At 70.3% G+C, this 26,179-nt stretch carries 21 protein-coding genes; 14 read left to right on the forward strand and 7 right to left on the reverse strand.

Annotated features, from left to right (window positions below; translation table 11 throughout):
• Window positions 1–5: 5 nt before the first annotated feature.
• Window positions 6–866, reverse strand: a complete 861-nt coding sequence (locus KYK13_RS19555; protein WP_223646378.1) for a tRNA pseudouridine(38-40) synthase TruA — start codon at window positions 864–866, stop codon at window positions 6–8.
• Window positions 867–963: 97 nt separating this feature from the next.
• On the opposite strand from KYK13_RS19555, the gene KYK13_RS19560 reads away from it, so the two are divergent.
• The 3 genes from KYK13_RS19560 to clpX all read left to right on the forward strand — a co-directional run bounded on the left by KYK13_RS19560 (window position 964) and on the right by clpX (window position 4,001).
• Window positions 964–1,818, forward strand: a complete 855-nt coding sequence (locus KYK13_RS19560; RefSeq protein ID WP_223646380.1) for an AgmX/PglI C-terminal domain-containing protein — start codon at window positions 964–966, stop codon at window positions 1,816–1,818.
• 27 nt (window positions 1,819–1,845) lie between these two features.
• A complete protein-coding gene (locus KYK13_RS19565) occupies window positions 1,846–2,499 on the forward strand; it encodes a hypothetical protein (protein WP_370645392.1) in 654 nt (217 codons plus the stop codon).
• A gap of 224 nt (window positions 2,500–2,723) precedes the next feature.
• Window positions 2,724–4,001, forward strand: coding sequence for an ATP-dependent Clp protease ATP-binding subunit ClpX (gene clpX / locus KYK13_RS19570; RefSeq protein WP_207056413.1), 1,278 nt, complete (start codon window positions 2,724–2,726; stop codon window positions 3,999–4,001).
• A 91-nt stretch (window positions 4,002–4,092) separates the two neighbouring features.
• On the opposite strand, the gene KYK13_RS19575 is transcribed toward clpX, so the two are convergent.
• Window positions 4,093–5,613, reverse strand: coding sequence for an Hsp70 family protein (locus KYK13_RS19575; RefSeq protein WP_223646384.1), 1,521 nt, complete (start codon window positions 5,611–5,613; stop codon window positions 4,093–4,095).
• Window positions 5,614–5,953: 340 nt separating this feature from the next.
• On the opposite strand from KYK13_RS19575, the gene KYK13_RS19580 reads away from it, so the two are divergent.
• The 6 genes from KYK13_RS19580 to KYK13_RS19605 all read left to right on the forward strand — a co-directional run bounded on the left by KYK13_RS19580 (window position 5,954) and on the right by KYK13_RS19605 (window position 14,536).
• Complete coding sequence (locus KYK13_RS19580) at window positions 5,954–8,203, forward strand: PrkA family serine protein kinase (protein WP_223646386.1); 2,250 nt, start codon at window positions 5,954–5,956, stop codon at window positions 8,201–8,203.
• A 151-nt stretch (window positions 8,204–8,354) separates the two neighbouring features.
• Window positions 8,355–9,245, forward strand: coding sequence for a serine protease (locus tag KYK13_RS19585; RefSeq protein ID WP_223646388.1), 891 nt, complete (start codon window positions 8,355–8,357; stop codon window positions 9,243–9,245).
• A gap of 83 nt (window positions 9,246–9,328) precedes the next feature.
• Window positions 9,329–9,787 carry a cytidine/deoxycytidylate deaminase family protein gene (locus KYK13_RS19590; RefSeq protein WP_223646390.1) on the forward strand — a complete coding sequence of 153 codons (459 nt, stop codon included), beginning with the start codon at window positions 9,329–9,331 and terminating at the stop codon, window positions 9,785–9,787.
• Window positions 9,788–10,043: 256 nt separating this feature from the next.
• Entirely contained in the window at window positions 10,044–10,706 is a 663-nt protein-coding gene (locus tag KYK13_RS19595) for a histidine kinase dimerization/phospho-acceptor domain-containing protein (protein ID WP_223646392.1), read from the forward strand.
• Between the two features lie 73 nt (window positions 10,707–10,779).
• Window positions 10,780–12,219 (forward strand): enhancer binding protein Nla6, encoded by a 1,440-nt coding sequence (nla6, locus tag KYK13_RS19600; protein WP_223646394.1) that lies wholly within the window; start codon window positions 10,780–10,782, stop codon window positions 12,217–12,219.
• A gap of 337 nt (window positions 12,220–12,556) precedes the next feature.
• Window positions 12,557–14,536 (forward strand): ArsA family ATPase, encoded by a 1,980-nt coding sequence (locus KYK13_RS19605; protein ID WP_223646396.1) that lies wholly within the window; start codon window positions 12,557–12,559, stop codon window positions 14,534–14,536.
• A gap of 21 nt (window positions 14,537–14,557) precedes the next feature.
• Here the strand turns inward: KYK13_RS19605 and KYK13_RS19610 are convergent, their stop codons facing one another.
• Window positions 14,558–14,986, reverse strand: coding sequence for a hypothetical protein (locus KYK13_RS19610; RefSeq protein ID WP_223646398.1), 429 nt, complete (start codon window positions 14,984–14,986; stop codon window positions 14,558–14,560).
• A 146-nt stretch (window positions 14,987–15,132) separates the two neighbouring features.
• Window positions 15,133–15,825, reverse strand: coding sequence for a tetratricopeptide repeat protein (locus tag KYK13_RS19615; protein ID WP_223646400.1), 693 nt, complete (start codon window positions 15,823–15,825; stop codon window positions 15,133–15,135).
• 92 nt (window positions 15,826–15,917) lie between these two features.
• Here KYK13_RS19615 and KYK13_RS19620 point away from each other — a divergent pair, with 92 nt between their 5' ends.
• The 3 genes from KYK13_RS19620 to cmk are packed head-to-tail and all read left to right on the forward strand — an operon-like array spanning window position 15,918 to window position 18,682.
• Window positions 15,918–16,886, forward strand: a complete 969-nt coding sequence (locus KYK13_RS19620; protein ID WP_223646402.1) for an acetyl-CoA carboxylase carboxyltransferase subunit alpha — start codon at window positions 15,918–15,920, stop codon at window positions 16,884–16,886.
• Between the two features lie 12 nt (window positions 16,887–16,898).
• Complete coding sequence (gene hisC, locus KYK13_RS19625) at window positions 16,899–17,990, forward strand: histidinol-phosphate transaminase (protein ID WP_223646404.1); 1,092 nt, start codon at window positions 16,899–16,901, stop codon at window positions 17,988–17,990.
• Complete coding sequence (gene cmk, locus KYK13_RS19630) at window positions 17,987–18,682, forward strand: (d)CMP kinase (protein WP_223646406.1); 696 nt, start codon at window positions 17,987–17,989, stop codon at window positions 18,680–18,682. Before hisC ends, cmk begins: the two co-directional genes overlap by 4 nt.
• A gap of 15 nt (window positions 18,683–18,697) precedes the next feature.
• On the opposite strand, the gene KYK13_RS19635 is transcribed toward cmk, so the two are convergent.
• Window positions 18,698–20,833 (reverse strand): transglycosylase SLT domain-containing protein, encoded by a 2,136-nt coding sequence (locus tag KYK13_RS19635; protein WP_223646408.1) that lies wholly within the window; start codon window positions 20,831–20,833, stop codon window positions 18,698–18,700.
• Between the two features lie 294 nt (window positions 20,834–21,127).
• Between KYK13_RS19635 and KYK13_RS19640 the strand changes: the two genes are divergently transcribed.
• Window positions 21,128–21,361, forward strand: a complete 234-nt coding sequence (locus KYK13_RS19640) for a hypothetical protein (protein ID WP_223646410.1) — start codon at window positions 21,128–21,130, stop codon at window positions 21,359–21,361.
• A 119-nt stretch (window positions 21,362–21,480) separates the two neighbouring features.
• Here KYK13_RS19640 and KYK13_RS19645 read toward each other — a convergent pair whose 3' ends face one another.
• A complete protein-coding gene (locus KYK13_RS19645; RefSeq protein WP_223646412.1) occupies window positions 21,481–23,082 on the reverse strand; it encodes a CAP domain-containing protein in 1,602 nt (533 codons plus the stop codon).
• Window positions 23,079–23,378, reverse strand: coding sequence for a DciA family protein (locus KYK13_RS19650; RefSeq protein WP_223646414.1), 300 nt, complete (start codon window positions 23,376–23,378; stop codon window positions 23,079–23,081). The genes KYK13_RS19645 and KYK13_RS19650 overlap by 4 nt, the downstream gene beginning before the upstream one ends.
• A gap of 185 nt (window positions 23,379–23,563) precedes the next feature.
• Between KYK13_RS19650 and KYK13_RS19655 the strand changes: the two genes are divergently transcribed.
• Window positions 23,564–26,155, forward strand: coding sequence for a carboxypeptidase regulatory-like domain-containing protein (locus tag KYK13_RS19655; RefSeq protein ID WP_223646416.1), 2,592 nt, complete (start codon window positions 23,564–23,566; stop codon window positions 26,153–26,155).
• The last annotated feature ends 24 nt before the right edge of the window (window positions 26,156–26,179 follow it).

A 26,179-nucleotide genomic window follows, 5' to 3' on the forward strand; every position in this document is an offset into this window, starting at 1 on the left:
TGACGTCAGCCCGGCGGCGCTCCCGAGAAGGGTGGCGCGTCGGGCAGACCGGGCGGGTGGAGGCGCTCGCCGGGCCCGAAGGGGTCCACCGCGGAAGGATAGCGGACCTCCCACAGCACCAGCCCATGCGCCGGGGCCTTGAACCCGGCCAGGGCCGCTCCCGAATCCAGCGCCGCGTGCCACTGCTCCTCGGACAGGAGCCCCGCGGCCACCTTCAGCGCGCTGCCCACCAGGTACCGCACCTGGTAGCGCGCGAAGCCGTCTCCCGTAAGCCGCGCCTCGAAGAGCCCTCCGCCCAGCTCCCGCAGGGTGGCGGATTTCAGCGTGCGCGGCTTCTGGGGACTGGAGCGCTCGTGGAACGCGGTGAAGTCCCGCGTGCCCACGGCGCGGGCAAGCAGCGCCTGCAACTTCTCTGGAGTCACCCGGTGCCCCGCCTGGAGCGCCTCTTCCGCCGCCACGTCCAGCGCGTACGGCCGCCATGCTTCCGCAGGCGGTGTGCCCAGCGTCAGGTGGTAGCGGTACTCCTTGCCGCTCGCGCTCCACTGCGCGTGGAAGGCCCCCGGTGGCCGCTTCGCGATGCACAGCCCCACGTCCGGAGGCAGGTGCGGTTGAAGCCGCGCGGGCAGGGACTCCAGCGGCACGTCCTCAGGGAGGCGCAGGCTGATGACCTGCATCCGCGCGTGTACGCCCCGGTCGGTGCGCCCGGAGGGCATCACCGTCGCCGGCGCTCCCACCTGCCCGAGCGCGTTTTCGAGCGCGTCCTGGACCGTGGGACCTTCCACCTGGCGTTGGAAGCCGCGGAAGTTTCCACCGCGATACCAAGTCCACAGTACGGCGGGAATTCGTCGAGAAGAGGGCCTGGCCACGGCGTTGCGAGACAGCGGGGAGAAACACGATACTCCCGCGCGAATGCTGGCCGGACAAGAACTCGCGGTGGACAGTGATGGGCAGTGGCTTTTCCGAATGGGCGACCTGGTGCTGGGGCCCATCACCGCGTCACAGGTGGTGGAGAAGCTCTATACGGGGGAGCTGACCCCGGACAGCCAGGTGGCGCCGGCGGGTGAGCGGGAGTTCCGCAACCTCCGGGACACCGCCGCCTTCCAGGTGCACATCGCGCGCTTCGAAGCGCAGGGTCGCGTCGCCCAGACGATGCTCGTCGAGCAGGCGCGCAACCAGAAGCGCGTGAAGGTGCTGGCGGGCGTCGCCGCGGGCGTGGCGCTCCTGTTGGGCGTCACCGGCTGGTACCTGGCGCGCAACGCCGCCGTGTACGGCCTCTTCGGAGAAGGCGAGGAGGGCGACGGCATCACCATGGACCCGCCCACCATCCGCCTGGCCCAGGGGCGCGCGGACGACGAGGACCTCTTCGCCTACCCGACCAACGACCCGCGCCGCCCGGATCGCCCCCAGGGGCAGGGCAGTGCCAGCGGGAAGACAGTCGGAGGGGCGGTGGCCAGCGCCGCGGTGGGCAACCGGCCGCCGCGCACGGGCAACGTCTCCACGGACCCGGACGGCCTGGAGATGGCCCAGCAGTTCGACCAGGGCGCCATCAACCGCGTCGTCGCGGGCAACCAGTCCAAGCTCTTCCGCTGCTTCAAGGAGGAGGCCGAGCGCACGCCCGGCCTGGCCGCGAAGATCCCCATGGAGTTCGTCATCGGGAACGACGGCCGCGTGGCGAAGCTCTGGGTGGACAACCCCCAGTTCAAGCAGGGGCCGCTCTACGAGTGCTTGTTCGCGGAGCTGAAGAAGTGGCCCTTCAAGGCCTACGAGGGCGAGCGCGCCACCGTGGGGCTTTCGTTCAATATCGGCAAGCGGGGGTAGGGCGACTTTCTTGCCCACCCTCCGGACGTGCCCGATACAACAGGCATGTCCGCCTCTGTCGCCGAAGTCGAAATCGCCAAGAAGGCCATGAGCGTCCCCCCGGGGACGTTCCGCCACACCGTCCTGCTCGCCGCCAAGCGCTTCAAGTCCACCTGGGCGGAGCTGGGCAAGCTGCTCGTCCAGGTCCGGGACGAGGCCAAGTACGAAGAGTGGGGCCACGCCACCTTCGAGGCCTATTGCCTCAAGGAGCTGCACATCAAGAAGCAGACCGCGCTGAAGCTCACGCGCTCGTTCAGCTTCCTGGCCAAGCACGAGGACCCGGAGGAGCTGCAGCAGCAGGAGTTCCCGGAGAAGGCGCCCGCCTTCGAGGTGGTGGAAGTCCTGGCTGACGCGGAGGAGCGGGGTCAGCTCTCCCCCACCGAGTACAAGTCCCTGCGCGACAGCATCTGGAGCCCGGAGAAGTCCCCCACGGAGCTGAAGAAGGAGTTCGCCGAGCGCTTCCCCCGTCCCCCGCCGGAGCCGCCCCCGGAGAGCCTCCAGGTGCGGAAACTGGCGCAGATGGCGCGAAAGCTCGCTTCCGAGCTGGCGGGAAGCCGCCGAGTCCCCAACGCTGTCGCCGAGCGGGCGGCCGCCCTGGCGGACGACGTCGAAGAGATCGCGTCGAGCGTGACGGACGCCTGAGTCGCTGTTATCCAAGACCGACCCGTTGACCTGGGCTGAACGCTCCTGGGGCAGGGCGCTTCCACCGGGCTTCCTGCCCGGAGGGGAGGGCCCTATAGTGGGTTCAGGGCCTGTAGCATGTGGGCCTGGAGCCGTCGTAAAGACGTGGGCGGCTTCGCGGGTGTTGGAGTGTGGTGGTCGGCGGAGAAGGTCCCGAGCCGGGACCGGCGAACTCGGAGGCGGCAGTGAAGAAGGAGCACCACGTCAACCTGTCCTGCTCGTTCTGCGGCAAGTCGCAGCGCGAGGTTCGGAAGCTCATCGCCGGACCCACGGTCTACATCTGCGACGAGTGCATCAAGCTGTGTAACGACATCATCGCGGACGAGAACGAACGCGAGGAGGGCAAGCCGCAGGTCAGCCTGCCCACGCCGCTGGAGATCAAGGCGTTCCTCGACGACTACGTCATCGGTCAGGACCAGGCGAAGAAGGTCCTCTCGGTCGCGGTCTACAACCACTACAAGCGCATCTACCAGAAGAAGCCGGCCGCCCGGCCGCGCCCCGGCGTGAAGAGCCCCGGCGGCGAGGACGTGGAGCTGCAGAAGAGCAACATCCTGCTCATCGGCCCCACGGGCTCCGGCAAGACGCTGCTCGCGCAGTCCCTGGCGCGCTTCCTCAACGTCCCCTTCACCATCGCGGACGCCACCAGCCTCACCGAGGCCGGCTACGTGGGCGAGGACGTGGAGAACATCATCCAGAACCTCCTCCACAACGCCGACTACGACGTGGAGAAGGCCGCGCGCGGCATCGTCTACATCGACGAGATCGACAAGATTGCCCGCAAGGGCGACATGCCCAGCGCCACCCGCGACGTGGGCGGCGAGGGCGTGCAGCAGGCCCTGCTGAAGATCATCGAAGGCACCCGCGCCAACGTCACCCCGCGCGGCGGCAAGAAGTACAACCAGCAGGAGTACGTCCAGGTCGATACGACGAACATCCTCTTCATCTGCGGCGGCGCCTTCCACGGCATCGACGGCGTGATCAAGCGCCGCGTGGGTGAGAAGGGCCTGGGCTTCGGCGCGAAGATCACCCACAAGGAAGAGCGCAGCGTGGGTGAGCTGCTGGCCATGACCGAGCCGGAAGACCTGATGAAGTTCGGGATGATTCCGGAGTTCATCGGCCGTCTGCCGATGATCGCGACGCTCAACGACCTGAAGGAGGATGACCTCGTCACCATCCTCACGATCCCGAAGAACGCCCTGGTGAAGCAGTACCAGAAGATGTTCGAGATCGAGAAGGTGAAGCTCACCTTCACCAAGGAAGCGCTGCGCGCCATCGCCCGCGAGGCGATGCGCCGTCACTCCGGAGCGCGCGGCCTGCGCGCCATCATGGAGGACGCCATGCTGGAGATCATGTACGACGTGCCGTTCCGCGAGGGCGTCAAGGAGTGCAAGATCACCGAACAGGTGATCACCAAGCACGAGCCCCCGCAGATCGTCATGGAGAAGGAGAAGAAGACCGCCTGAGGTTTCCCGCAGGCGGTCGGTGGTTCCATCCGGCGCCCCTCGCCTCACCGCAGGCAGGGGCGCCGTGGTGTTTCTGGCGCCAGGTGCCGCGTCAGCTCTGCGTGACGCGCACCGTGGTCTTCATCTCGCGGCCGGTGGCGGGGTCCTTCGCGCGCATGGTGAGGATGCCCTCCACGCTCACGTCGAAGATGATCTCCACGTTCACCGTGCCGGCCTTGGCGGGCATGATCCCGGAGAAGGTGAACTCACCCAGCAGGTCGTTGCGCGCCACCGTGTCGTGGTCGCCCTGGTAGATGCGCATCGCCAGCTCGGTCTGGTTGTCGATGCTCGTCGTGGCCAGCAGCTGCTTGGCGTTGGGGATGGACGCATTGCGCGGGAAGACGACGTGGAAGCCGCCGTCGCCGCGCTCCAGGCCAATGGCCATGGGGATCACGTCCAACAGCTGGATGCGCAGGTTGGTGTTGTCCTCGAGCGAGTGCGCATAGAGCGCCGCGCCAATGGCCACCGCCTCGTCCGGGTGCACGCCCTTGCTGGGCGGCTTCCCGAAGAACTTGGTGAGCCGGTCCTGCACGACGGGCATGCGCGTCTGGCCGCCCACGAGCATCACCTCGTCGATGTCCTTGGTGGACAGGCCGGAGTCCACCAGCACGCGCGCCACCATCTGGAGGGTGCGGTCCACCAACTGGTTCGTCAGCTGCTCCAGCATCTTGCGGGTGAACTTCATCTCGATGTTCAGCGGCTGGCCCTGCGCCGTCATCGTGATGAAGGGGATGTTGAAGGGGACCTCCTCGCGCGCGGACAGATCGATCTTGGTCCGCTCCGCCAGGTCCTTGATGCGCTGCATGGCCACCGGGTCCGTGGCCAGGTCGATGCCCGTCTTGGCCGCGAAGTCCTTGAGGACGTGGTGGATGATGGCGTTGTCGAAGTCGATGCCGCCCAGGAACACGTCGCCGCCGGTGGCCTTCACCTCGAAGACGCGGTCGCGGATCTCGATGATGGAGACGTCGAAGGTGCCGCCGCCCAGGTCGTAGATGACGACCTTCTCCTTGAGCGTCTTGCCCACGCCGTAGGCGAGCGCCGCCGCGGTGGGCTCGTTGATGATGCGCACGACCTCCAGGTCGATGAGCTTGCCGGCGTCCTTCACCGACTGGCGCTGCCGGTCGTTGAAGTACGCGGGCACCGTCACCACCGCGCGCTTGATGGGCGTCTTCAGGTAGTTGGAGGCGACGTCGCGGATCTTCCCGAGGATCTTGGCGCTGATCTCCTGGAGGGTGAACTCCTTCTTGCCCACGTCCAGGGTGACGTCGTTCTTGGCCCCGGCGCGCATGTTGTACGCCACGGACTTCTTCATCACGCCGACGACGTCACTGCTGTAGTTGACCCCGACGAGGCGCTTGGCGCCGTAGACGGTGTTGCGCGGGTTGAGCTGCCACTGGCGCTTCGCCTCGAAGCCGATGAGCTCGTTGCCCTTGTCGTCGATGGCGAAGATGGAGGGGATGGTGTACTCGCCGCCCTTGTAGGGGATGAGCTTGACGTTCCCGCTGTCCTCGACGATCGCCGCGCACGAGTTCGTCGTGCCGAGGTCGATGCCGATGATGGGCTCCTTGTGCATCGCGTGTGGGCTCCGGTTGAGGCGTTGCGGCGTGATGGGGTGTGGCCGTCCGGGACCGTATCTCACCCGTCCCGGGTGCGCGAATCGCGAACCATCCGTCATCCGACGGACGCCCTCAAACTTCCAGCGCGCCTGGACCTTCCTTTTCCAGCCGCCCGCCTGGCCGGGTGGGACACGCCCGGCGGCCAAGCGCGCGGCCCCGAACACACCGTCCGCCGGGGCAGGGCCGGTCGCTTTACATCCCAAGGGCCGGGAACGAAGGTCATCCCCCGGGGTTCATGCGACGGCCACGCGCCGTGGCTACATCCGAGAGACCACCCATCCACAGAGGGGAGCCGCCGTGGAAGCGAAGGGCTATCTGCAGGAGGTGGGCGCACAGGTCAGCGCCGACTTCGTCAAGAACCGGTCCATCCTGTCCTTCGAGGAGTACCTGTCGCTCTTCTTCGCGGACCCGAAGGGGCAGTCGCGCAACGCGGCCCAATACCTGCGGGACGTGATGGACCACTACGGCACGGAGCTGGTGCCGCACCCCACGGGGGCCATCCGGCGCTTCAAGGTCTTCGACGTCCCGTCCGCCGACCGCGACGGCCGCGTCGCCGGGCAGGAGGAGGTGCAGAACGCCCTCTACCGCATCCTGGGCAACTTCGTGCGCGCCGGGCGCATCAACAAGCTGATCCTGCTGCACGGCCCCAACGGCAGCGCGAAGTCCAGCCTGGTCAACGCGCTGAAGCAGGGCATGGAGGACTACTCGCGCCAGCCGCAGGGGGCCCTCTACCGCATCGCGTGGGTGTTCCCCTCGGAGAAGCTGATCAAGGGCTCCATCGGCTTCGGCGAGCGCGCGGGCGCGAAGTCCGCGGAAGGGGAGCTCACCACGTACGCCCACCTGGACGCGGAGGCCCTGGACCTGCGCCTGCCCTGTGAGCTGCGCGACCATCCGCTCTTCGCGGTGCCGCCCGCGGAGCGCAAGGGCCTCCTGGAGGGGGCGCTCAAGAAGAAGGGGCTGGGCGACGGGGCGACGGGGGACTTCCTCCTGTCCGACTACGTGCGCGAGGGCGAGCTGTGCGCCAAGTGCCGGCGCATCTACACCGCGCTGCTCAACGCCTACGGGGGCGACTACCTCAAGGTGCTGCGGCACGTGCAGGTGGAGCGCTTCTACGTGTCGCGCCGCTACCAGGTGGGCACGGTGACGGTGGAGCCGCAGATGAGCGTGGACGCCATCGCGCAGCAGATTTCTGCGGACCGCACCCAGCTCAACATGCCGGCCGCGCTGCACAGCACGGTGCTCTTCGAGCCGCACGGCCCGTTGGTGCACGCCAACCGCGGCCTCATCGAATATGCGGACCTGCTCAAGCGCCCGCTGGAGGCCTTCAAGTACCTGCTGGGCTTCAGTGAGACGGGGGAGGTGCCCCTGGAGCCCTTCGTGCTCCAGTTGGACGAGGTGCTCATCGCGTCCTCCAACGAGAAGCACCTGAACGCGTTCAAGGAGCTGCCGGACTTCGCGTCGTTCAAGGGCCGCATCGAGCTGGTGCGCGTGCCGTACCTGCGCCGCTACAAGGTCGAGCAGGAGATCTACGACGCGCAGATCACCGCGACGTCCGTGGGCAAGCACGTGGCGCCGCACGCCACGGAGGTGGCCGCGATGTGGGCGGTGCTCACGCGCCTGAAGAAGCCCCTCCCGGACCGCTACCCGGCCAGCGTGAAGCCGCTGGTGGACCAGGTGGCCCCGGTGGAGAAGCTGCACCTGTACCAGGAGGCGGGGGTGCCCGCGCGGCTGTCCTCGGCGAACACCAAGGAGCTGCTCAAGCTGCGCGAGGAGATGTACGAGGAGTCCGACGCGTACCCCAACTACGAGGGGCGCTCCGGCGCGAGCGCGCGGGAGATTAAGACGGCCCTCTTCAACGCCGCGCAGAACCCCGACTACAAGTGCCTCCACGCGCTGGCGGTGCTGGAGGAGCTGCACTCGCTCTGCAAGGACAAGAGCGTCTACGAGTTCCTCCTCCAGGAGGTGATGGACGGCTACCACGACCATGAAACCTTCGTGCGCGTGGTGGAGGGCGAGTACCTGGACCGCGTGGACTCCGAGGTGCGCGACTCCATGGGCCTGGTGTCCGAAGGCCAGTACCGCGAGCTGGTGGAGCGCTACATCCAGAGCGTCAGCCACTGGGTGCGCGGGGAGAAGATGCGCAACCGCGTGACGGGGGAGATGGAGAAGCCGGACGAGGCGCGCATGGCGGAGGTGGAGGCCATCGTGATGCCGCAGGGCGAGGCCCCGGCGGACTTCCGCCGCGGCCTCATCGCGAGCATCGGCGCGCACCGGCTGGACAACCCGGACGGCGCCATGAACTACCCGCGCATCTTCCCGGACATGTTCAAGCGCCTGCGCGACCACTACTTCGAGGAGCGCAAGCGCGTGCTGCGCAAGAACAAGGAGAACGTCCTCAAGTACCTCTCCGAGGACCGCAACCAGCTCACCTCGCGAGAGCAGGCCCAGGTGCAGGACACGCTCAAGACGATGGCGGAGCGCTACGGCTACTGCGAGTTCTGCGCGAAGGACGCCATCCTGTTCCTGATGCGACAGCGTTACAGCTGAGCCCGGGTGTGGGGGAGGGCAGGCATCCGGGGAGACGGTGCCTGCCCGCCTGCTTTTCAATCCGGGCCGGGGCTCGGGATGATGGGACCTCGCACCGCGTTTCGCCTGTGCCGTCGTCTTTTCGTCCCTCCTCCTCGCGCCTGGAGCGTTGATGAACCGGTTGCTGTTGGGCACCCCCCTCCTGTGGGCCCTCGTGTCGTGCGCCAGTGGCCCGTCGCAGTCCTCCGCGGACACCCCGGTCGCGGCGCACACGCAAGCCCCCGTGCAGGTGGCGCGGGCGCTGTCCCGCCCCGAGCCCACGCCTCCGCCCACTCGCAAGGCGATGGTGCGGCGCATCCTCCCGCTCAACGTGCGGCTGGTGACGACGGAGGACGGCAAGGTGCGCCGCTCGGCGTCGGGGGTCGTCATCGGCACGGAGGCCGGTGAGTCCGGGCCCGTCAGCTATGTGCTCACCAACGCGCACGCGGTGGAGCAGGGCGACCTGAAGGCGCCCGTGCTCAAGGTGGTGCTGGACCGCCGCGCGGAGTCGCACGAGTACCTGGCGGAGGTGGTGGCCGAAGGCCAGGTGCCGGACCTGGACCTGGCGCTCCTGCGCGTGTCGGGCGTGGCGTGGCCCGTGGCGGACCTGGCCGCCGATGACGAGCTGGAGCCGGGCGAGGACGTGGTGGTGGCGGCGTCCCCCTACGGCCGCGCGCTGTCCATCTCCGGCGGCATGGTGTCCCAGGTGGAGTGGGATCAGCAGACGAAGCACCCGCGCATGCTGAAGACGGACGCGCCCATCGGGTACGGCGCCTCTGGCGGCGGAATCTTCAGCCTGGAGACGGGGCGGCTGTTGGCCATCGTGGAGGGCTACCGCACCGCGAAGGTGGACTTCGAGGTCGCGTCCCAGAACTTCAGCTTCGACGTGCCCATGCCCGGTGAGACCTTCGCCGCACCCAGCGCGAAGGTGCGCGGCTTCCTCCAGGCCAAGGGCTTCGGGCGGCTGCTGGAGCGCTCCGCGGACGCGGACGAGGCGGGGCCCCAGAAGACCGCGAGTCGCTGATCCAACAGCCCCGGACCGAGAAGTTGGTCCGGGGCGGATCCGGCGTTAGAGCTGCGGGCACATCGTCTGGAGGGTTGAGCCGCATGGCCGCTCGGGGCAATTGGGATCAGTACTTCATGGACATCGCCCAGCAGGTGGCCACCCGCGCCACCTGTGACCGCAAGCACGTGGGCGCGGTGCTGGTGCGGGACAAGACCATCCTGTCCACCGGCTACAACGGCGCCATCCGCGGCCTGCCCCACTGCGATGAGGTGGGCCACATGATGGAGAACGGCCACTGCGTGGCCACCGTCCACGCGGAGGCCAACGCCATCATCCAGGCCGCGAAGAACGGCGTCTCCATCGACGGGGCGACCATCTACACGACCGCCAGTCCGTGCTGGCCGTGCTTCAAGTTGATCGCGAACAGCGGCTGCACCCGCATCGTCTTCGGTGAGTTCTACCGGGACCCGCGCATCTTCGAGTACGCGGCCCGGCTGGGCCTCCAGCTCGTGGGCATCGGCGCCGCCGCGCAGCCCCCGGCCCCCGCCACGGGCACCTGAGGGCGAACGCGCTGTCCAGGGGTGGACAATCCCTGGACGCGCTGATCGCCCGGAAGCGGGTTCCCGTTCGTTGAGTGACACTTGGGAGCGGTCCTAAGTGGCCGTTCCGACACGGGAATTTTAGAACTCCGGCAAGAATTACCGACCCAGGGTTGACGATCCCGGGGGTGCTCCCTAAATCCTGGCTCCGGTAGGGCGGCGGCGGGGGTGGGGAGACGGAAATTCCTAGGAGTTCCAGGTGGTTAGCTCATCAGCCATGGCAAGCAGTGTGCCTTCTGTCCAGGATGTGTCGGACCCTGTGGTGGGCGCGGCCCGCTACGACGCGGTTCCGCCCTTGATGGACAGCTTGCTGCACGACGTGCGCAACCCGCTCAACGCGCTCGCCATCCATCTCGAGGTGCTCACCGAGAAGCTCAAGGGTGAGTCCGGCCAGGTCCCGGCCACGCAGGAGAAGAACCTCAAGGCGATGCGCGAGCAGATCGCCCGCGTGGACAGCCTGCTGAAGCTCTTCTCCGACTTCATCGTGTTCCGAGGGGCGGGGCCCTCCGGGGACGCGCCGCTGTCGGATGCCACCGGCAAGGCCCTGGACGTGCTCGGTCATGAGAGCCGCCGGCGCCGCCTGCAGGTCCAGCGCGTCATCGAGCCGGATGTGCAGGCCCGCATGGACGACACCACCGAGCTGGGGTTCTTCCTGGTGCAGGTGCTGATGCGCGCCTTCCAGCGCGCGGAGTCCGGCGCCACCGTGGTCGTCGCGGTCCGCGCCGAGGGCTCCGCGGCGGTGCTGGAGGTGGTGGACGGCTCCTCGGCGCCCGAGCGGGCGAGGGACACCGTCGCCGCGCTGACGCTCCGTGCGGCCCAGTTGGGCATCGAGTTCGTCGTCCAGGCGGGGACGTGCCGCCTCGTGTTTCCGCGCGCCTGAGCTTTCCCCCTTCAGGGCGCGGACGGTCTTCCATCCGGTTTCATCACGCTTCATCGCAGTGGAGGTTTTCACCTTGGGCAGCGCACGAATCCTGGCCGTGGATGACGAACGTGAGACCTGCGAGGCACTGGCGGAGATGTTGTCCGCCTGGGGTCACAAGGTCGAGACCGCGTTCGACGGGCATGACGCCCTCCGCAAGGCCGGTGAGTTCCGGCCCGACGTCGTCCTGTCGGACCTCGCCATGCCGGAGACGGATGGTCTCTGGCTGTTGCGCAACCTGCGCGACGAGCTGCCGGATTGCCCGGTGGTGTTCCTCACCGGCCGTGGCACCATCGACACCGCCGTGGAGTCCATCCGCGAGGGTGCCTACGACTTCATCGTGAAGCCGCTGGACACCGCGCGGCTCAAGGTCTGCATCGACCGCGCGCTGGAGAAGAAGGAGACCCTGCGCGAGGTGCAGACGCTGCGGCGCCGCCTCAAGCAGCTGGGCTCCTCGGACCTCATCGCCGGCTCCACCGCGATGCGCAAGGTCATCGAGATGGTCGAGAAGGTGGCCCCCTCCAAGGCCAGCGTCTCCATCAGCGGCGAGTCCGGTACGGGCAAGGAGGTCGTCGCCCGCACGGTGCACAACCTGTCCCTGCGCCGCGACAAGCCCTTCATCGCCATCAACTGCGCGTCCATCCCCGCGACGCTGATTGAATCCGAGCTCTTCGGCCACGAGCGCGGCGCGTTCACCGGCGCGGATCAGCGCCGCCCGGGCGTCTTCGAGATGGCCCACGGCGGCACGCTGTTCCTGGACGAGTTGGGTGAGATCCCCATCGACCTGCAGGCCAAGCTGCTGCGCGTCCTGGAAGAGGGGCGCCTGCGCCGTCTGGGCGGCAAGGTGGAAATCGAAGTGGACGTGCGCGTGCTGTCCGCCACGAACCGCGACCTGAAGCAGGAGATCAAGAACCAGCGCTTCCGCGAGGATCTCTACTTCCGCCTCAACGTGTTCCAGCTGCACCTGCCGCCCCTGCGCGACCGCCGGGACGACGTGCCCATCCTGGTCCAGCACTTCGTGGACAAGTTCCGCGGGGACTCCGCGAAGCGCGTCTCCGGCGTGCACCCGGACGCGATGGAGGTGCTCAAGAACTACGACTGGCCGGGCAACATCCGCGAGCTGCGCAACGCCGTGGAGCGCGCCGTCATCCTCTGCGACGGGGAGCTGATCACCCGCGAGCACCTGCCGCCGGACATGGCCGGCAAGTCCCCGGAGCGCCACACGTTCAAGCTGCCGTTCGGCCTGAGCCTGGACGCCGTGGAGCGCGAGTACATCCTGGGCAGCCTCCAGCGGAACGGGAACAACAAGGCCCGCACCGCCGAGGTGCTGGGGGTGAGCGAGAAGACGCTCTACAACAAGCTCAACCGCTACGCGGCGGAGAACCGCGCCCAGGGCGCCCCAGGCGGGGGCGGCCCCCTGGGGGGACAGGGCAACGAGGGCCCCTTGGGGGCCAGCAGCTTCCTCATCCGCTGATCCGCCGCGGCTCCCCGGGGCGGGTGGACCGGCGGAGGCCGCCGCTGACCTGACGGGTAGGCAGGAAGGCCCGGATTCCGGGCCCTTGGCAGGGCTCCTGGAGGGCGCGCACGGGGGCTCCCCAAGCCGGTTTAAACGGGCGGGGGAGGTCTCGAAAACCCCTGTCAATTCTTGACTTTTCCCCCCTGGACGGGGGATCCTCCGGGCCTCTCCCACCCGTTGGTGAGGGCCCGGCCGGGACGTGTCACTTCGGGCCACGTCCGCCCCCCACGGGGCGGTTGTCCGACGTGAGTCATCTGGGGTGCCGCCGGGGGGGCACAAGGAAGGCCACAACGCAATGAGCGACGCGCGAGTTCTTCACTTCTTCGGCGGCAAGGGCGGGGTCGGCAAGACCACGCTTGCGGCAGCGTACGCGGTGAGGCTCTCCGAAGAAGTGCCCAAGCACCGGGTGCTGGTCGTCTCGTTGGATCCGGTGCAGTCCCTGTCGGACCTGGTGAAGAAGAAGCTGCCGGCGAAGCCCACCAAGCTGCAGGCGGGCAAGGGCGAGGGCGGCCTCTTCGGCGCGGAGTTGAACCCGCCCGCGCTGCTCAAGCCGTTCCTGGCGGAGTACCTGCCGGCGCTGGCGAAGGCGGCGGTGAAGGGCACGCACCTGTCGGAAGAGGAGCTGGGCAAGCTCTACCAGCAGGCGGTGCCGGGGCTGGAGGAGCTGGTGGCGCTCTTCCACGTGGTGGACCTGCTGGACTCGGGTGACTTCGACCGCGTCGTCGTGGACACGGCGCCCACCAGCCACACGCTGCGCCTGTTCGATCTGCCGGCGCAGCTGCGCAAGTTCCTGGGCTTCGTGAAGGCGGGCCAGGACCGCGCCGCCCCGGCCCCCAGCGGCAAGGGCAAGAAGGCGGCGGCCGCCGCGGCGGCGGAGTCCTCGGGCGGCTTCCTGGAGCAGGTGGGCCAGAAGGCGGAGAAGCTGCTGGCGCTGCTGAAGGATCCGGCGCGCACGGCCTTCCACCTGGTGGCGCTGGCGGAGCCGGTGCCCGAAGCGCAGACGCGCATGTACTTCACCCAGCTGCGCGAGCGCGGGCTGCCGGTGACGGAGGTGGTGGTCAACCAGGTGGAGGACCACCAGGGTTGCCCCGCGTGCCAGGGCCGCCGGGGCCTGCAGGCGCCGCACGTGCGCAAGTACCAGGCGCTGGACAAGAACGTGCCCGTGAACCTGCTGGGCCGCCGCGAGGTGGCGCCCCGGGGGCTGGACGGGCTGAAGGAGTTCGCCAAGGAGTGGGCGGCGGGCAAGGAGACCAAGGCGCTGGAGTTCAGCGCGGCCGAAGGGCCTCCGGCGCTGGTGCGCGCCCCGTCCATGCCGCCCATCGCGGCGCCGCCGCTGCCTCCCACGCGGCTCATCTTCTTCGTGGGGCAGGGCGGGGTGGGCAAGTCCTCCTGCGCGGCCGCCGCGGCGGTGACGCTGACGGAGAAGGAGGGACCGGTGCTCCTCATCTCCACGGACCCCGCGCACTCGCTGTCGGACGTGCTGCAGAGCCGCCTGACGGACACCGAGACGCAGGTGAAGGGCACCAAGGGCCTGTACGCGCGCGAGCTGGACATGGCGGGGTGGTTCAACGCCCTGCGCAAGCGCCTGAAGGAGAAGGCGGAGAAGGCCTTCGAGGGCGCGCCCAAGGCGGGCAACGACGTGCCGGCGGACCTGCTCTACCTGCGCAACCTGCTGGAGTGCGCGCCCCCGGGCATCGACGAGCTGGCGGCCATGTCCGTGCTGACGGACGCGCTGGTGCAGGAGCGGTTCAAGCGCATCGTGGTGGACTCGTCGCCGCAGGTGATGAACGTCCGCGTGGTGGAGCTGGCGGATACGGCGAAGGCGTGGCTGGGCGCGCTGCACGGCATCCTCAACAAGCACCGGGCCAAGGGCCTGGGCGAGCTGGCGGATGAGCTGGCGGCGATGCTCAAGCACGTGAAGCGCTTCGAGGACGCGCTGGCGTCCCCCAGCGAGTCGCGCTTCGTGGTCGTCACGCGCGGCGAGGACCTGGCTGCGTCCCGCACCGAGCGGCTGGTGGAGTACCTCAAGGAGCGCAAGCTCCAGGTGGAGCGGGTGCTCGTCAACCGCGTGGGCCCCAAGTCCACCTGCGAGAAGTGCGAGAACCGCCGCAAGCTGGAGCTGAACGCGGCCAAGGCCATGGAGAAGAAGATTGGCCTGCCCGTGACGATGGCGCCCGCGCTGGGCCGTCACCCCGCGGGGCTGCGCGAGCTGAAGGCGTTCCGCACCGCCTGGTACGCCCTGTCCGCGCCGCCGGCGAAGATCAAGGCGGCCTGACGCCGTGATTGCCGTGCGCCCCTAGTGGGGCCCCGGAATGAGCTGGGACAGGGGCAGCCGGTGGGGATACGCCCGCCGCGCCTGCTCCAGCAGGTCCAGGGCGCTCGCCTTGAGTGAGCGCCCCGTCGGGGCTTCCGGCACCGCGAGGTGCTGATGGAGCACCCATCCTGGCCCCAGGAGCATCAGCGCCACCGCCGGCACGATGCACAGGGTCACCGCCACGCTGGCGCCGCCCACCGTGCCCAGCACGCGCAGCACCGGGGACGCCTGGATGCGCGGGCGCTGCAGGGCCGCGAGGATGCGCGCGAAGAGGGCGCCGCCCATGAGCCCCAGCACCGTGGCGAGCAGCCAGCTCAGGCCGCCCACCGGAGTGCCCAGCACCGGCTCCAGCAGCCGCGGCGCGGCGGCTCCCAGCATGAAGGCGAGGACGACGGGGGCAGCCGCGATCATGGCGACGAGCCCCCAGTGTCTTGCGTTGAGTCGGTGCACTGCTTCCCCCCGTTCCGCTCCCCCGGGGAAGCTGCGCACCGGCGAGGACGCGTGCCAGGGCGGCGCCCCCTCGGGGTGTGCAGGCGTGAACGGGTCGTCACTTCACGTCAGGCGTCACACTCCGACGGACTGTCGGTGAAGGTGCCCAGGGGCTCCGGGAAGGTGAGGGCGCCGCCCGCGCCGAGGGTCCCGGTGACGGGCGCGCTCCCCGGGAGCTTCACCTCCACCGTGCGGCCCCGGACGGTGTACGTGCCCGGGGTCCGCGACTCGTGAGCCGAGCCGGAGGCGTCCACGTCCTTCTTCCAGAGCTCCACGCGGCCTGCGTCCTGGAACTTCAGGGTCCGGGTGGTGCCGTAGACGCCCACGCCGGGGCCGTACCAGGACACCGCCCTGAGGAGGGCCGGCACGTCGGCCTCCTTCTCCGGGGTGCGGCCCAGCAGCTTCTGCCATCCCAGCGTGTCCCGGATGACGTCCAGGTCCCGGTCGTCCTTCGCCCGCTGGAGGCGGCGCGGGTCCAGGCGCACGGCGGTGGCCAGCTTCTCCACGATGACGTCGCGGTGGGCGCCGTACTCGCAGACCTTGCCCTGCTTGCGCAGGACGCCCAGGGTGGCGGCGGCGTTGTAGTGGGCCAGGGCATAGTCCGGGGTGGCCCGTGCAGCCTCCTGGAACTTCTCCAGGGCCTGGCCGTAGCGGCCGGACTGGTAGAGGCGGAACCCCTGCGTGTTGAGGGCCCGGCCGGAAGGGGGCCCGGCGGGAGCGGCGGACAGCGTCACGGCCAGCAGGGACAGGGCAAGGACCATGTTTCACCAGACGGGCGGCCCCCCTGGACATTCCAGGGGTGCGTAACCGCTTGCGCGTTGATTGGCCTGAACCCTGGTGCTAGTTCGGCGCCATGGCAACCGGCATTGGCTACGCGCTCGACTTCGAGCGCCCGCTCATCGAGCTGGAAAAGAAGATCGAGGAGCTCAAGGCCCTCTCCACCAGCGGATCCGTGGACTTCTCCTCGGAGATCTCGAAGCTGGAGAAGAAGGCGAAGAAGCTCCAGTCGGAGATCTTCAGCGACCTGTCCCGCTGGCAGGTGGTGCAGCTGTCGCGGCACAGCGCGCGCCCGTACTTCCTGGACTACGTCCAGCACCTCTTCACGGACTTCTTCGAGATGTGCGGCGACCGGCACTTCGGCGAGGACCCGTCCATCGTCGGAGGCTTCGCGCGCTTCGATGGCAAGACGGTGATGGTCATCGGGCACCAGAAGGGGCGCAACACCAAGGAGAACATGGCGCGCAACTTCGGCATGCCGCGCCCGGAGGGCTACCGCAAGGCGCGCCGGCTGATGGAGCTGGCCGAGCGGATGGAGAAGCCCATCCTCACCTTCGTGGACACGCCGGGCGCGTACCCGGGCATCGGCGCGGAGGAGCGTGGCCAGGCGGAGGCCATCGCCATGAACCTGGAGGTCATGAGCCGCCTGCGCGTGCCCATCATCTCCACCGTGGTGGGCGAGGGCGGCTCCGGTGGCGCGCTGGCCATCGGCGTGGGCAACCGCGTGCTGATGTTCCAGAACAGCGTCTACTCCGTCATCTCCCCGGAGGGCTGCGCCTCCATCCTCTTCCGCGACGCGACCAAGGCGGACAAGGCCGCGGACGCGATGCGCCCCACGGCGCAGGACCTGCTGGAGATGAAGATCATCGACGAGGTGATTCCGGAGCCTCCGGGCGGCGCGCACCGCGACCCGGCCAAGGCGGCGGAAGCGCTGGGCAAGGCCCTGCGCAAGCACCTGGGGCAGCTGGCGGAGCTGAAGCCGGACGCGCTGGTGCGCGACCGCTACGACAAGTTCCGCGCACTCGGCATGTTCTCCGGCAAGTAGGGGCTCCTTCCCATGCGACCGCTCGTTCCTTCCTACGTCGAGACGCTCAAGGCCTACGTTCCGGGCAAGCCCATCGAGGAGACCGAGCGGGAGTACGGCCTCAAGGGCGTCATCAAGCTGGCCTCCAACGAGAACCCGCTGGGCCCGTCGCCCCGCGCGGTGGAGGCCATGCGCAACGCGGCGGCCCAGGTGAACCTCTACCCGGACGCCACGAGCTTCCACCTGGTGCGCCGGCTTGCCGCGCACCTGGGCGTGAAGCCCGAGGAGGTCGTGCTCGGCAGCGGCTCCAACGAGCTGATCGAGCTGCTCATCCGCACGTTCACGACGCCGGAGGAGGAGCTCCTCCTGTGCAAGGGCTCGTTCCCGGCGTACCGCATCTCCGCGCAGGCGCACGGGCGGGCGTTCGTGGAGGTGCCCATGCGCGAGGGATTCCGCTACGACCTGGAGGCCATGGCCCGCGCCGTCACGCCGCGCACGCGCATGGTGTTCCTGGCCAACCCGGACAACCCCACGGGCACCACGTTCGGGCGCAAGGACCTGGAGGCGTTCCTCCAGGCGGTGCCCAAGGACGTGCTCGTCGTCCACGACGAGGCCTACGCGGAGTTCGTGGACTGGCCCGGCTACGCGAGCGCCGTGGAGCTGTTCCACGCGTACCCGAACCTCGTGGGGCTGCGCACCTTCAGCAAGATCCACGGGCTGGCCGGCATCCGGCTGGGCTCGGCGGTGATGGACGCGAAGCTCGCGGGCTACGTGCACCGCACGCGCATGCCGTTCAACCTGACGACGGTGGCGCAGGCGGCGGGCATGGCCGCGCTGGAGGACACGGCGCACGTGGAGCGCACGCGGGAGAACAACCGCGTGGGCCTGCGCTACTTCGGTGAGGAGCTGCCGAAGCTGGGGCTCACCCTGACGGACAGCCACGCGAACTTCGTCTTCGTGGACTGCCACCGTCCGTCCGCGGAGGTGTACGAGCAGCTCCTGCGCCGGGGCGTCATCGTGCGGCCCATGGCGGGCAACGGCCACCCGACGTGCCTGCGCATCTCCGTGGGCACGCCCCAGGAGAACGCGCGCTGCGTGGCCGCGCTCAAGGAGGTCCTCTCGTGAGCGCTCGGCCGTTCATCGTCGCCATCGACGGGCCGGCCGGGGCGGGCAAGTCCTCCGTGTCCAAGCTGCTCGCGCGGCGGCTGGGCTTCGCGCTGGTGGACACGGGCGCCATCTACCGCTGCGTGGCGCTGATGGCCTCGCGCGAGGGCATCGCCTTCGACGACGACGCGAAGCTGGGCGAGCTGCTCGGGCGCGTGCGCATCCACTTCCAGGTGGTGGGCGAGGAGAACCACGTCTTCCTGGGCGGCGAGGACGTGTCGGGGGAAATCCGCACGCCGCCCATCTCCATGGGCGCGTCGCAGGTGTCCGGGCGGCCGGTGGTGCGCGCGGGGCTCTTGGCGCTCCAGCGGCGGCTGGCGCTGGAGGCTCCGACGGGCGCCATCCTGGAGGGCCGGGACATCGGCACGGTGGTGTTCCCGGACGCGGACGTGAAGTTCTTCCTCCAGGCGGACCCGGAGGTCCGGGCGCGCCGCCGCTTCGAAGAGCTCTTCCAGAAAGGCGTGGACAGCAGCCTGGAGGGCGTCCTCCAGGACCAGACGCGCCGCGACGCCGCGGACTCCGGCCGCGAGGTCGCGCCCCTGAAGCCCGCCGAGGACGCGGTGCACGTGGACTCCAGCAGCATGCCGCTGTCGGAGGTCGTGCAGTCGCTGGAGCACGAAATCGAGCGCCGGCGGGCTTCGCGCGGCGCCTGAGCCGTCACCCGGGCATCAGAAGCCGACGCCGTCCGTGGTGGGGGCGGGGACGCTCATGGCCAGCCGGGCCTCGGTGCCGTTCTTCTCGTAGAAGCGGTGGTAGAGGTACAGGTCCGCCAGCACCTGCTTCACGTAGCCGCGCGTCTCCCGGTACGGGATGGACTCCACGAACAGGTCCAGGGGCATGCTGCCGCGCTCCTGCGCCCACCGCACCGCCGCCTTGGGCCCCGCGTTGTAGGCCGCCGCCGCGAGCGCCGGGTGCGCGAAGCGCTTCATCAGCTGCGACAGGTACCACGCGCCGTAGCGGATGTTGCGCTCCGGGGCGAAGAGGTCCGCCGGGGCGGGCGCGGGCTCCGCCATCTTCAGGGCGATCGCCGTCGCCGTGGGCGGGATGATCTGCATGAGGCCGCGTGCGTCCGCCGCGCTCATGACCTCCGGCCTGAAGGCGCTCTCACGACGCATGATGGCCCACACGAGGAACGGATCCAGCGCCTGCCGCGTGGCCTCGGTCTCCACCGCCTGGGCGAACGCGCGCGGGTAGAACGCGGCCAGCGCGTCCGGGGCCTTGGACCCGAAGGCGCGGCCCCAGAGGTAGCGCGCCGCCACCACGTGCGCGTGGCCGAACTCCCCCAACTGCAGGAGCGCGTGCGCGAACGGCAGCGCCTGGTCCGCGGAGCGCAGGTCCGACACGCGCGACTGCACCTCGTCCGCAGCGTCGCGGAAGAGGCCCGCGCGCGTCAGCGCCACCGCCAGCTCCAGCTCCGGCGGGCGGGGGAGGGTGAGCTGCTTCGGAGGCTGTGGGAAGGCCTCCGGCGGCGTGCGCCCCGATTCGCGCAGGCGCTCCGTGGCGAGCAGCGCGTAGAACGACGCGGGCGCCGCGGTGATGACCGCTTCGTAGGCGGGCCCCACGGACGCCGCCTTGCCGCCGGACAGCTCCTCCGTGCGCGCCATCCAGTAGCGGGCCTGCGGCGCCAGGGACGTCTTCGGGTAGGCCGTCACCAGGTCGTCCAGCGCCTGGCGCGCCTTCGCGTACTGCTCCAGCCGGATGTGCGCGAGGGCTCGGAACCACATCGCCTCATCGCGGCGGCGTGAGCCCTTGTAGCGCTTCTCGTAGTCGGCGAAGGACTTCGCCGCGTCCTCGAAGCGGCTGCCCTGCAAATCCAACCACGCGGCGAAGAACGCGCCTTCCTCACCCGCCGCCTGGGACGGATAGGCCTTGTCCAGCGCCGCCATCAGCTTGCGCGCCTTCTCGTTGTCGTCCGAGCGCAGCGCCCGGCGCGCCACCACCAGCGCGGCCTCCGCGGCGATGGCCGGCGGCCCCTTGCGCGCCACCGCGAGCGCCTTCTCCGCGTCCTCGCGCTTGCCGAGCGCGAAGAGCACCTGCGCGCGCAGCAGCGCCACCTGCGCCTGGGCGGGAGCGCCCTTCACCAGCCCCCGCTTCTCCGCCGTGGCCAGCTCCTCCTCGGCGCGCTTCGCCGCGTCGCTGGAGAGGAATCCCCTGGCGCGCTGGAGGTGCTCGGGGAGGGTGAGCGTCACCGGGGGCTTCAGCGCGGCCAGCTGCTCCAACGCCGCGTCCGCGTACGGGTGGGTGGGGAAGCGCAGCGCCACCGACTTCAGGTCCGCGCGAAGGCCCGCCGCGTTGCCGGTGGCCGCGCGCGTCTGGGCGCGCTGGAAGAGCAGCTCCGGGGTGGGCTGCGCCGCCGCCGCGGACTCCAGCACCGGGGCCGCGTCCTTGGGGCGGTGGGCGTCCAACAGGGACTCCCCCAGGCGGGCGCGGGCACGTACGGCGAGGGCCGGGGAGGCCTTCTCCAGGGCCCGCTCGAAGTCCTTCGCCGCGCCGTCGGGGTCGCCCGAGTAGAAGCGCGCCTGTCCCAGGTAGAAGGCATGGAAGGACTCCAGGGGCGCGGGGGCCGCGTGCCGGGTGAGCAGGTCCCGGGCCAGGGCCGCGTCCCCGTCCGAAAGGACGAGCGTGCCAGCGAGCAGGCCCAGCCTCCCCGCATCCGGGCACTTCGCCTGCTCGCAGGTCGCGAGCTCCGCCTGGGCGAGCGCCGCCGCGTCGGACCGGTGCAGCCGGACGGCCTCGAGTGTCGTGGGGGATTGCCCCAGCGCCACCCCCGCCACCCAACCCGCCACCCAGCCGGTCCAACTCATGAGATTCTTCCTTTCAATTCGCGGCCTTGCGGCTCCGGAACGAGAGATTTGCAGTCGACATTCCCCACCAGGTGGGCGGGGGTCGGTTTGACAGTCGGCCCGACAAGTCCTAGATCCCGCCGCCGCGGGCTGGTCCCGCGGGGTTGTCGACCCGTTGCGCTCTCCGGAGGGAATCCTTACGTTGCGCCGCTGTTGAGCGCTACTCCGGACCGATGTGTGTCAGTCAGACCTGTCGTCGGTAGCACTGCTCGTTCACAGACCTCGGGGGGGGAAACAGCTCATAGGGGAGGCTCCATGAAGCCGTGTCCATCCGATCTGCCGCAGACCATCAATCCCGAAGCCGGCCCGAAGCGGGCAGGCGTCGAGTCGCATCGCAACCTGAACTGCAACCACTACGACAACTGCCTCGATGAGGCCGTGCGTCGCGGCTGGCAGTCGTTCACGTGCATGAAGTGCCCGATGTACGCCAACCTGGCTCCTCCGCAGATGGGGCTGGAGGCGTACGCCACGCAGCGCCGTCCTGTCTAACCGGGACGTCTGACATCCGGCCCGTTTCCACCTGGGCCCGCTCCCGGAGTTCCCCCGGTCACGCCCGAAGTCCGGTCGTGGCCGGCGTCCGCGTGGACGTGCCACCCGGAGCCGCTGCTTCAGGGCACCGCGGCGTAGATGACGGCCACCCAGTACTGGCCCTGGCCAAAGCGCTTGGAGTTGCCCCGCACCAGCCCCACGCCCACCCGGGTGTTGGCGGCGGTGGCCAGGCTGCGTGACTCGGGCACGGCGCTCGGGTCTCCCACGACGAAGAAGTCCACCGACGCGGTGCCCGCGTCCGGCAGCGCGGAGAACACCCGCTCGTGCAGGGGGGACGCATCGTCGCCTCCGGCGCCCGGCTCGTCCTGCGCCAGCGCGCGGCGGGCATGGTCGCGTGCCAGCCGCTCCAGCGCCTCGCTGCGCACCAAGGGCGGCAGCTTGAGGGTGGCGCGGTGCCGGGACAGGGCCTCGTAGACGTCAGACACCGGGTCCGCGGGGAGCGCCGCGCCAGGCGACGCCGCCGTGAAGACCTCCGTGACGACGGCCTCTTCCCGGCCGTCCACCTTCTGGAACACCACTCCCACGCCCATGAAGCGGAAGGCGGGGTCCATCAGGTTCTTGCGGTGGCCGGGGCTGTGCTCGATGCCGAAGTGCGCCGCGAGCGGGCCCGCCGCCAGCCCCAGGTTCTCTCCGGCGCGCACGTAGCGCGTGCCCTCCGGCAGGCGGCGGGTGAGGGTGGAGCCGTCTGGCGCGATGTGCGCGAAGAAGCCCTCCGTCGCCATCCGAGCGCTGTAGCGCAGCGCCACGTCCTCCAGCGTCGGATCCGGTGAAAGCTCCGGCAGCTGGTGCGCGCGGCGCAGGGTGTTGATGCGCTCGTAGAGGGCGGTGCGCGCCTCGGCCAGCGTGGTGGGCTCGCGCTGGGCTTCCTGTGCACCGCGCGCGGCGCGGGTACCCACCTGCACGAGGAACAGCGACGTCACCTCTGGCCCGGCATCGGCCTGGCCCACCACCTCCACGGTGTAGCCGCCGGGCGTCGCGAAGGTCACCCCCGCGCAGAAGCCGTTGGTGCCCGAGGGCGCGCGGCTCAGGGCCACGCTCTCCACCTCTCCGTCCGGCCGGGTGACGAAGACCTGCGGGCTGCGCAGCGGCGGCACGAGCCGGCCGCACACGCGCTTCTCCGTCCCGGCCTTGGCGATGGCGCGGGGGAAGGGGAGCACCTCCGCCTTGCGGTCCACGGTGAGCAGCACCAGCGCGGCGCGCTCGCCCAGGAAGGCCACGCCCACGCCGAAGTGGCTCACGCGCTCGCCGTTGAAGTCCTGGCGGGCGAGGAAGGTCTCGATGGCGTGCGAGTGCACCCAGGCGCGGATGACCAGCACCTTGGGGGATGGATCCGCGGCGCCCGAGTCGCTGACCGCCTCCGTCAACGTCAGCAGGTCCGGGGCGCCGGTGGTGAACTGGGTCAGGGCCTCGCGCGCGAGCCTCCGGGCCGCGACCTCCAGCGCCTTGTCGTTCGTGGGCGCGCGGCGGCCCACGCGTTCGAACTCGCGCAGCACGTGCAGCCGGGCCCGGGCCTCCTGCGACTGGGGCGTCTCCTCCGGGGTGGAGGGCGGCAGGTCCGGGCTCGCGGAGTTGGGGACGGCGAGGGAGGCCACCGCGGCGGAGGGGGGCTCGGCGGATGCGGCCATGCTCGCGAGCAGCAGGCCCAGGAGCATGCCCCTCATCGCGACTCCAGTTGGAAGAGGAGCGTCGTCACCTTGCCGGGGCCCAGCTTCTCGTTGAGCCGCTCCCGCAGCGAGTCGGCCTGACGGGAGAGGACCTGGGCCCACTCGGCGCTCTCCACGGAGATGATCAGCGTGGCGCCTTCCAGTTGGTGCGGGTGGCTGTGGCGCGCGATGTTCTCTCCCACCGCGGCGGTCCAGAGGGGCATGAGCGACGACGCGCGGCCGGACTCTCCCGCCAGGCGCGCCAGCACCCGCGGCATCAGGCTCTCCAAGGTCTTCGGTTCACTGCGCGCCATCGTCGGGCGATTCTGGAACTCCTGGCGCCGGAAGCCAACCGACACTTTCCTGCCCGCCCGGCCGATTTACCCGGAGGCTCCCGGTTCCGGGCATCCGGCGAATGCGGGGCTGGTGTCATCCCCGGTCGCGTCACGGCCCTTCCCCTTGTAAGGTCGGGGCAAGGCCGGTCCCCCTCGGAGTTCCCATGCGTTCCATCCCCCATCCGGTCCGGATTCCCGGCGTCGTGCTCGCATGCCTGCTGGCGTGCGCCGTGGGCTGCGGGATGTCCGAGTTGGATGTGCCGTTCATCCACGGCGGAAGGACGGACGACGCCTGCACGGTGGATCAGGACTGCAAGGATCCATCGCTCTTCTTCTGCAACACCGCCCTCTCGCGCTGTGAGCCCGCGTGCCGGACGGACCTCGACTGCTCGGCGGAGCGCCGCGGGGAGCTGAACGCCATCTCCGCGTGCGAGTCCCAGCCGCTGGGCTGCCGCTGTGACGCCAGCCGCTGCGTCCCCGCGCTCTGCAGGTATGACACGGAGTGCTCCGGCGGCAGGGTGTGCCGCAGCGGGTCCTGCGTGACGCCCGCACCGAGCGATACGGCCAGGTCCTGCCGCGTGGTGCCCGAGCGTGTCGTCGCGCCCGTGGGCACCCCCCTGCGCTTCGAGGGCTGGGTGACCGCCACCGACGGCGCCCCCTTCGTCCTGCCAGGAGGGTTCAGCTGGTCCGCCGTGTCGCCGCGCGTGAAGGGAGGCGGCGTCGGTCCCAGCGCCACCTTCACGCTGGAGTCGGCGGGCGCGGAGGCGGAGCTGGTGGAGGCCCGGGCCGGCCTCGTCGCATGCCGCGCGACCATCACCGTGCTGCCCCCGCACACGGCCCAGGGACAGCTCCGCGTGGTGGTGACGGACGCGCTCACGGGCTACCCCGTCGAGGGGGCCTCCGTGGTGATGGCGGACGCGCTGGGCGGCACGACGGCGCGCGAGGCGACGGACGCGCAGGGCGTGGCGGTGCTCGCGGCCCGGAGCGACTCGACGGTGTCCGTCTTCCACCCGGACTTCGGCTACCTCACCGTGGCGAACTACGACCTGAGCGGCTCTCGCGACCTGCGCCTGCCGCTGCGCCGCAACCCGGCGGACCGCGTGGGAGGGATTCGCGTCGGCTTCACGCGCTCGGCGCCCGTGGGGACGGGCGGCGCGCTGTCGCTGGGATTGGCGGGGCTCTCCGTGCCGGGGCTCCTGTCGGAGGCCGCGCCCTCCCAGGTGCAGGGGCCTGACCGGACCGTGGACCTCACCCTGGGGGGCGCCACGCGCCAGTTCCAGCTGCCCATCAATGTCTGGGTGAACGGGCTGGGCGCCACCGCGCCGGTAGCCGTGGATGTGCCGGGCATCGCCGGGGTGTGTGACCCGGCGCTCAAGGACGTGGCGGATCCGGACGCGGCCATGCGCGCGGGCGGCTGTGGCACTCGCACGGCCTGGGCCCTCACCGCGCAGGTGCCGTCTGGCGAGCTTCCGGCGGGGATGATGGATCCGGGCACGGATCCGCTGCTGCTCCTGGCGCGCGCGCTGCCTCCGTCGGGACGGTTCTTCTCCTCCATCGAGCGCGACGTGCAGTTCGTCCTCCGCTCGCCGGAACCGGGGGAGCCGGAGTCCCCGGCGCCGCCCACGTCGTTGGACTTCCGGCAGGTGCCCCTGGCCTTCCCCTTCGTCGTGCGCGTCCCGCCACTGCCGCGCTTCCGCGACGGCTACCTGGGACGAGCGCTGGTGGTGGGTTCGGTGACCGCGCCCGGACGGGGCATGGTCCCGCTGGGCCTGGGCGCCGCCGTCAACATCAACCCGGCGGATCCGAACACGGACACGCAGCCGGGAATGACGGCGCCGGGCCTCGTGCGCGTGCGCATGGCGCCGGCCCATCACGGCCTGGAGGGACGTCCCTACCGGCTGACCGTCGTCGCGTCGTCGGGGGCGTTCGGCGGCGAGGAGCCGGTGGGCCGGGCCACCAGCGCGGTGATGTCCCCCCTGGATGCGCCCCTCTTCGATCCGGAGGGCGTGAGTCCGCGGACGCTGGGCGACGTGTTCCTCGCCATCCCGGAGGGGGCCCACTACAACCCGGACGCGTCGCTGTGGCACGGACTGCTGCCGCGCGAGTGGCGCATGGATGCCTCCGTGCCGGGCGCGACGCTCGTGCGCGCGACCTTCACCAACGCGGCGGGCCGGCGCTGGACGGTGTGGGTGGATGGCCGCCGCACCGTCACCGGCGTGCGCCTGCCCATGCCGCCCTCCGGCATGGAGGACCGCACGTTCCAGGGCGACACGGAGGGCTCTCGCGCGTCGCTGTCGGTGGAGGCGCTGGCCGTGGCCACGCCCGAGGGCAAGGCGCTCAGCCTCTCCGCACTGGCGGAGTCCGGAGGCCTGGCGCCCGAGCCGCTCATGGAGACGGTGCACGCCGTGTCCACGCTGAACTACGGCCGGCCCCAGCTGACCTGGTTGCAGCCGGGTGAGGGCGCGCCGCTGGCCCGGGGCGCCACCGTGCGCGTGCGGGTGGATGGCTTCCAGGTGGGCACGGACGCCTCCCATGGGGACGAGGGCGGGGTGCTGCTCACCGTGCGCGACGGCGGCCCGGGCTGCGACGGCGCGCTCGTGCGCGGCGACGTGGCCACCCGGTCGGGCGAGGTGGCGCTCCCGCTGCCCGCCGCCTGCTCCGGGCCGGAGGTGACGCTGGTGGCGTCGCTGGTGGACGGGGCCGGGTTGCCGCTGAGGCCCGCGGTCAGCGTCGCTCGCACGGTGCGCGTGCCCTGACGTGCCGGGGTGTCAGTCCTTCTG

This window comes from Corallococcus sp. EGB, from assembly GCF_019968905.1.
GTDB lineage: Bacteria > Myxococcota > Myxococcia > Myxococcales > Myxococcaceae > Corallococcus.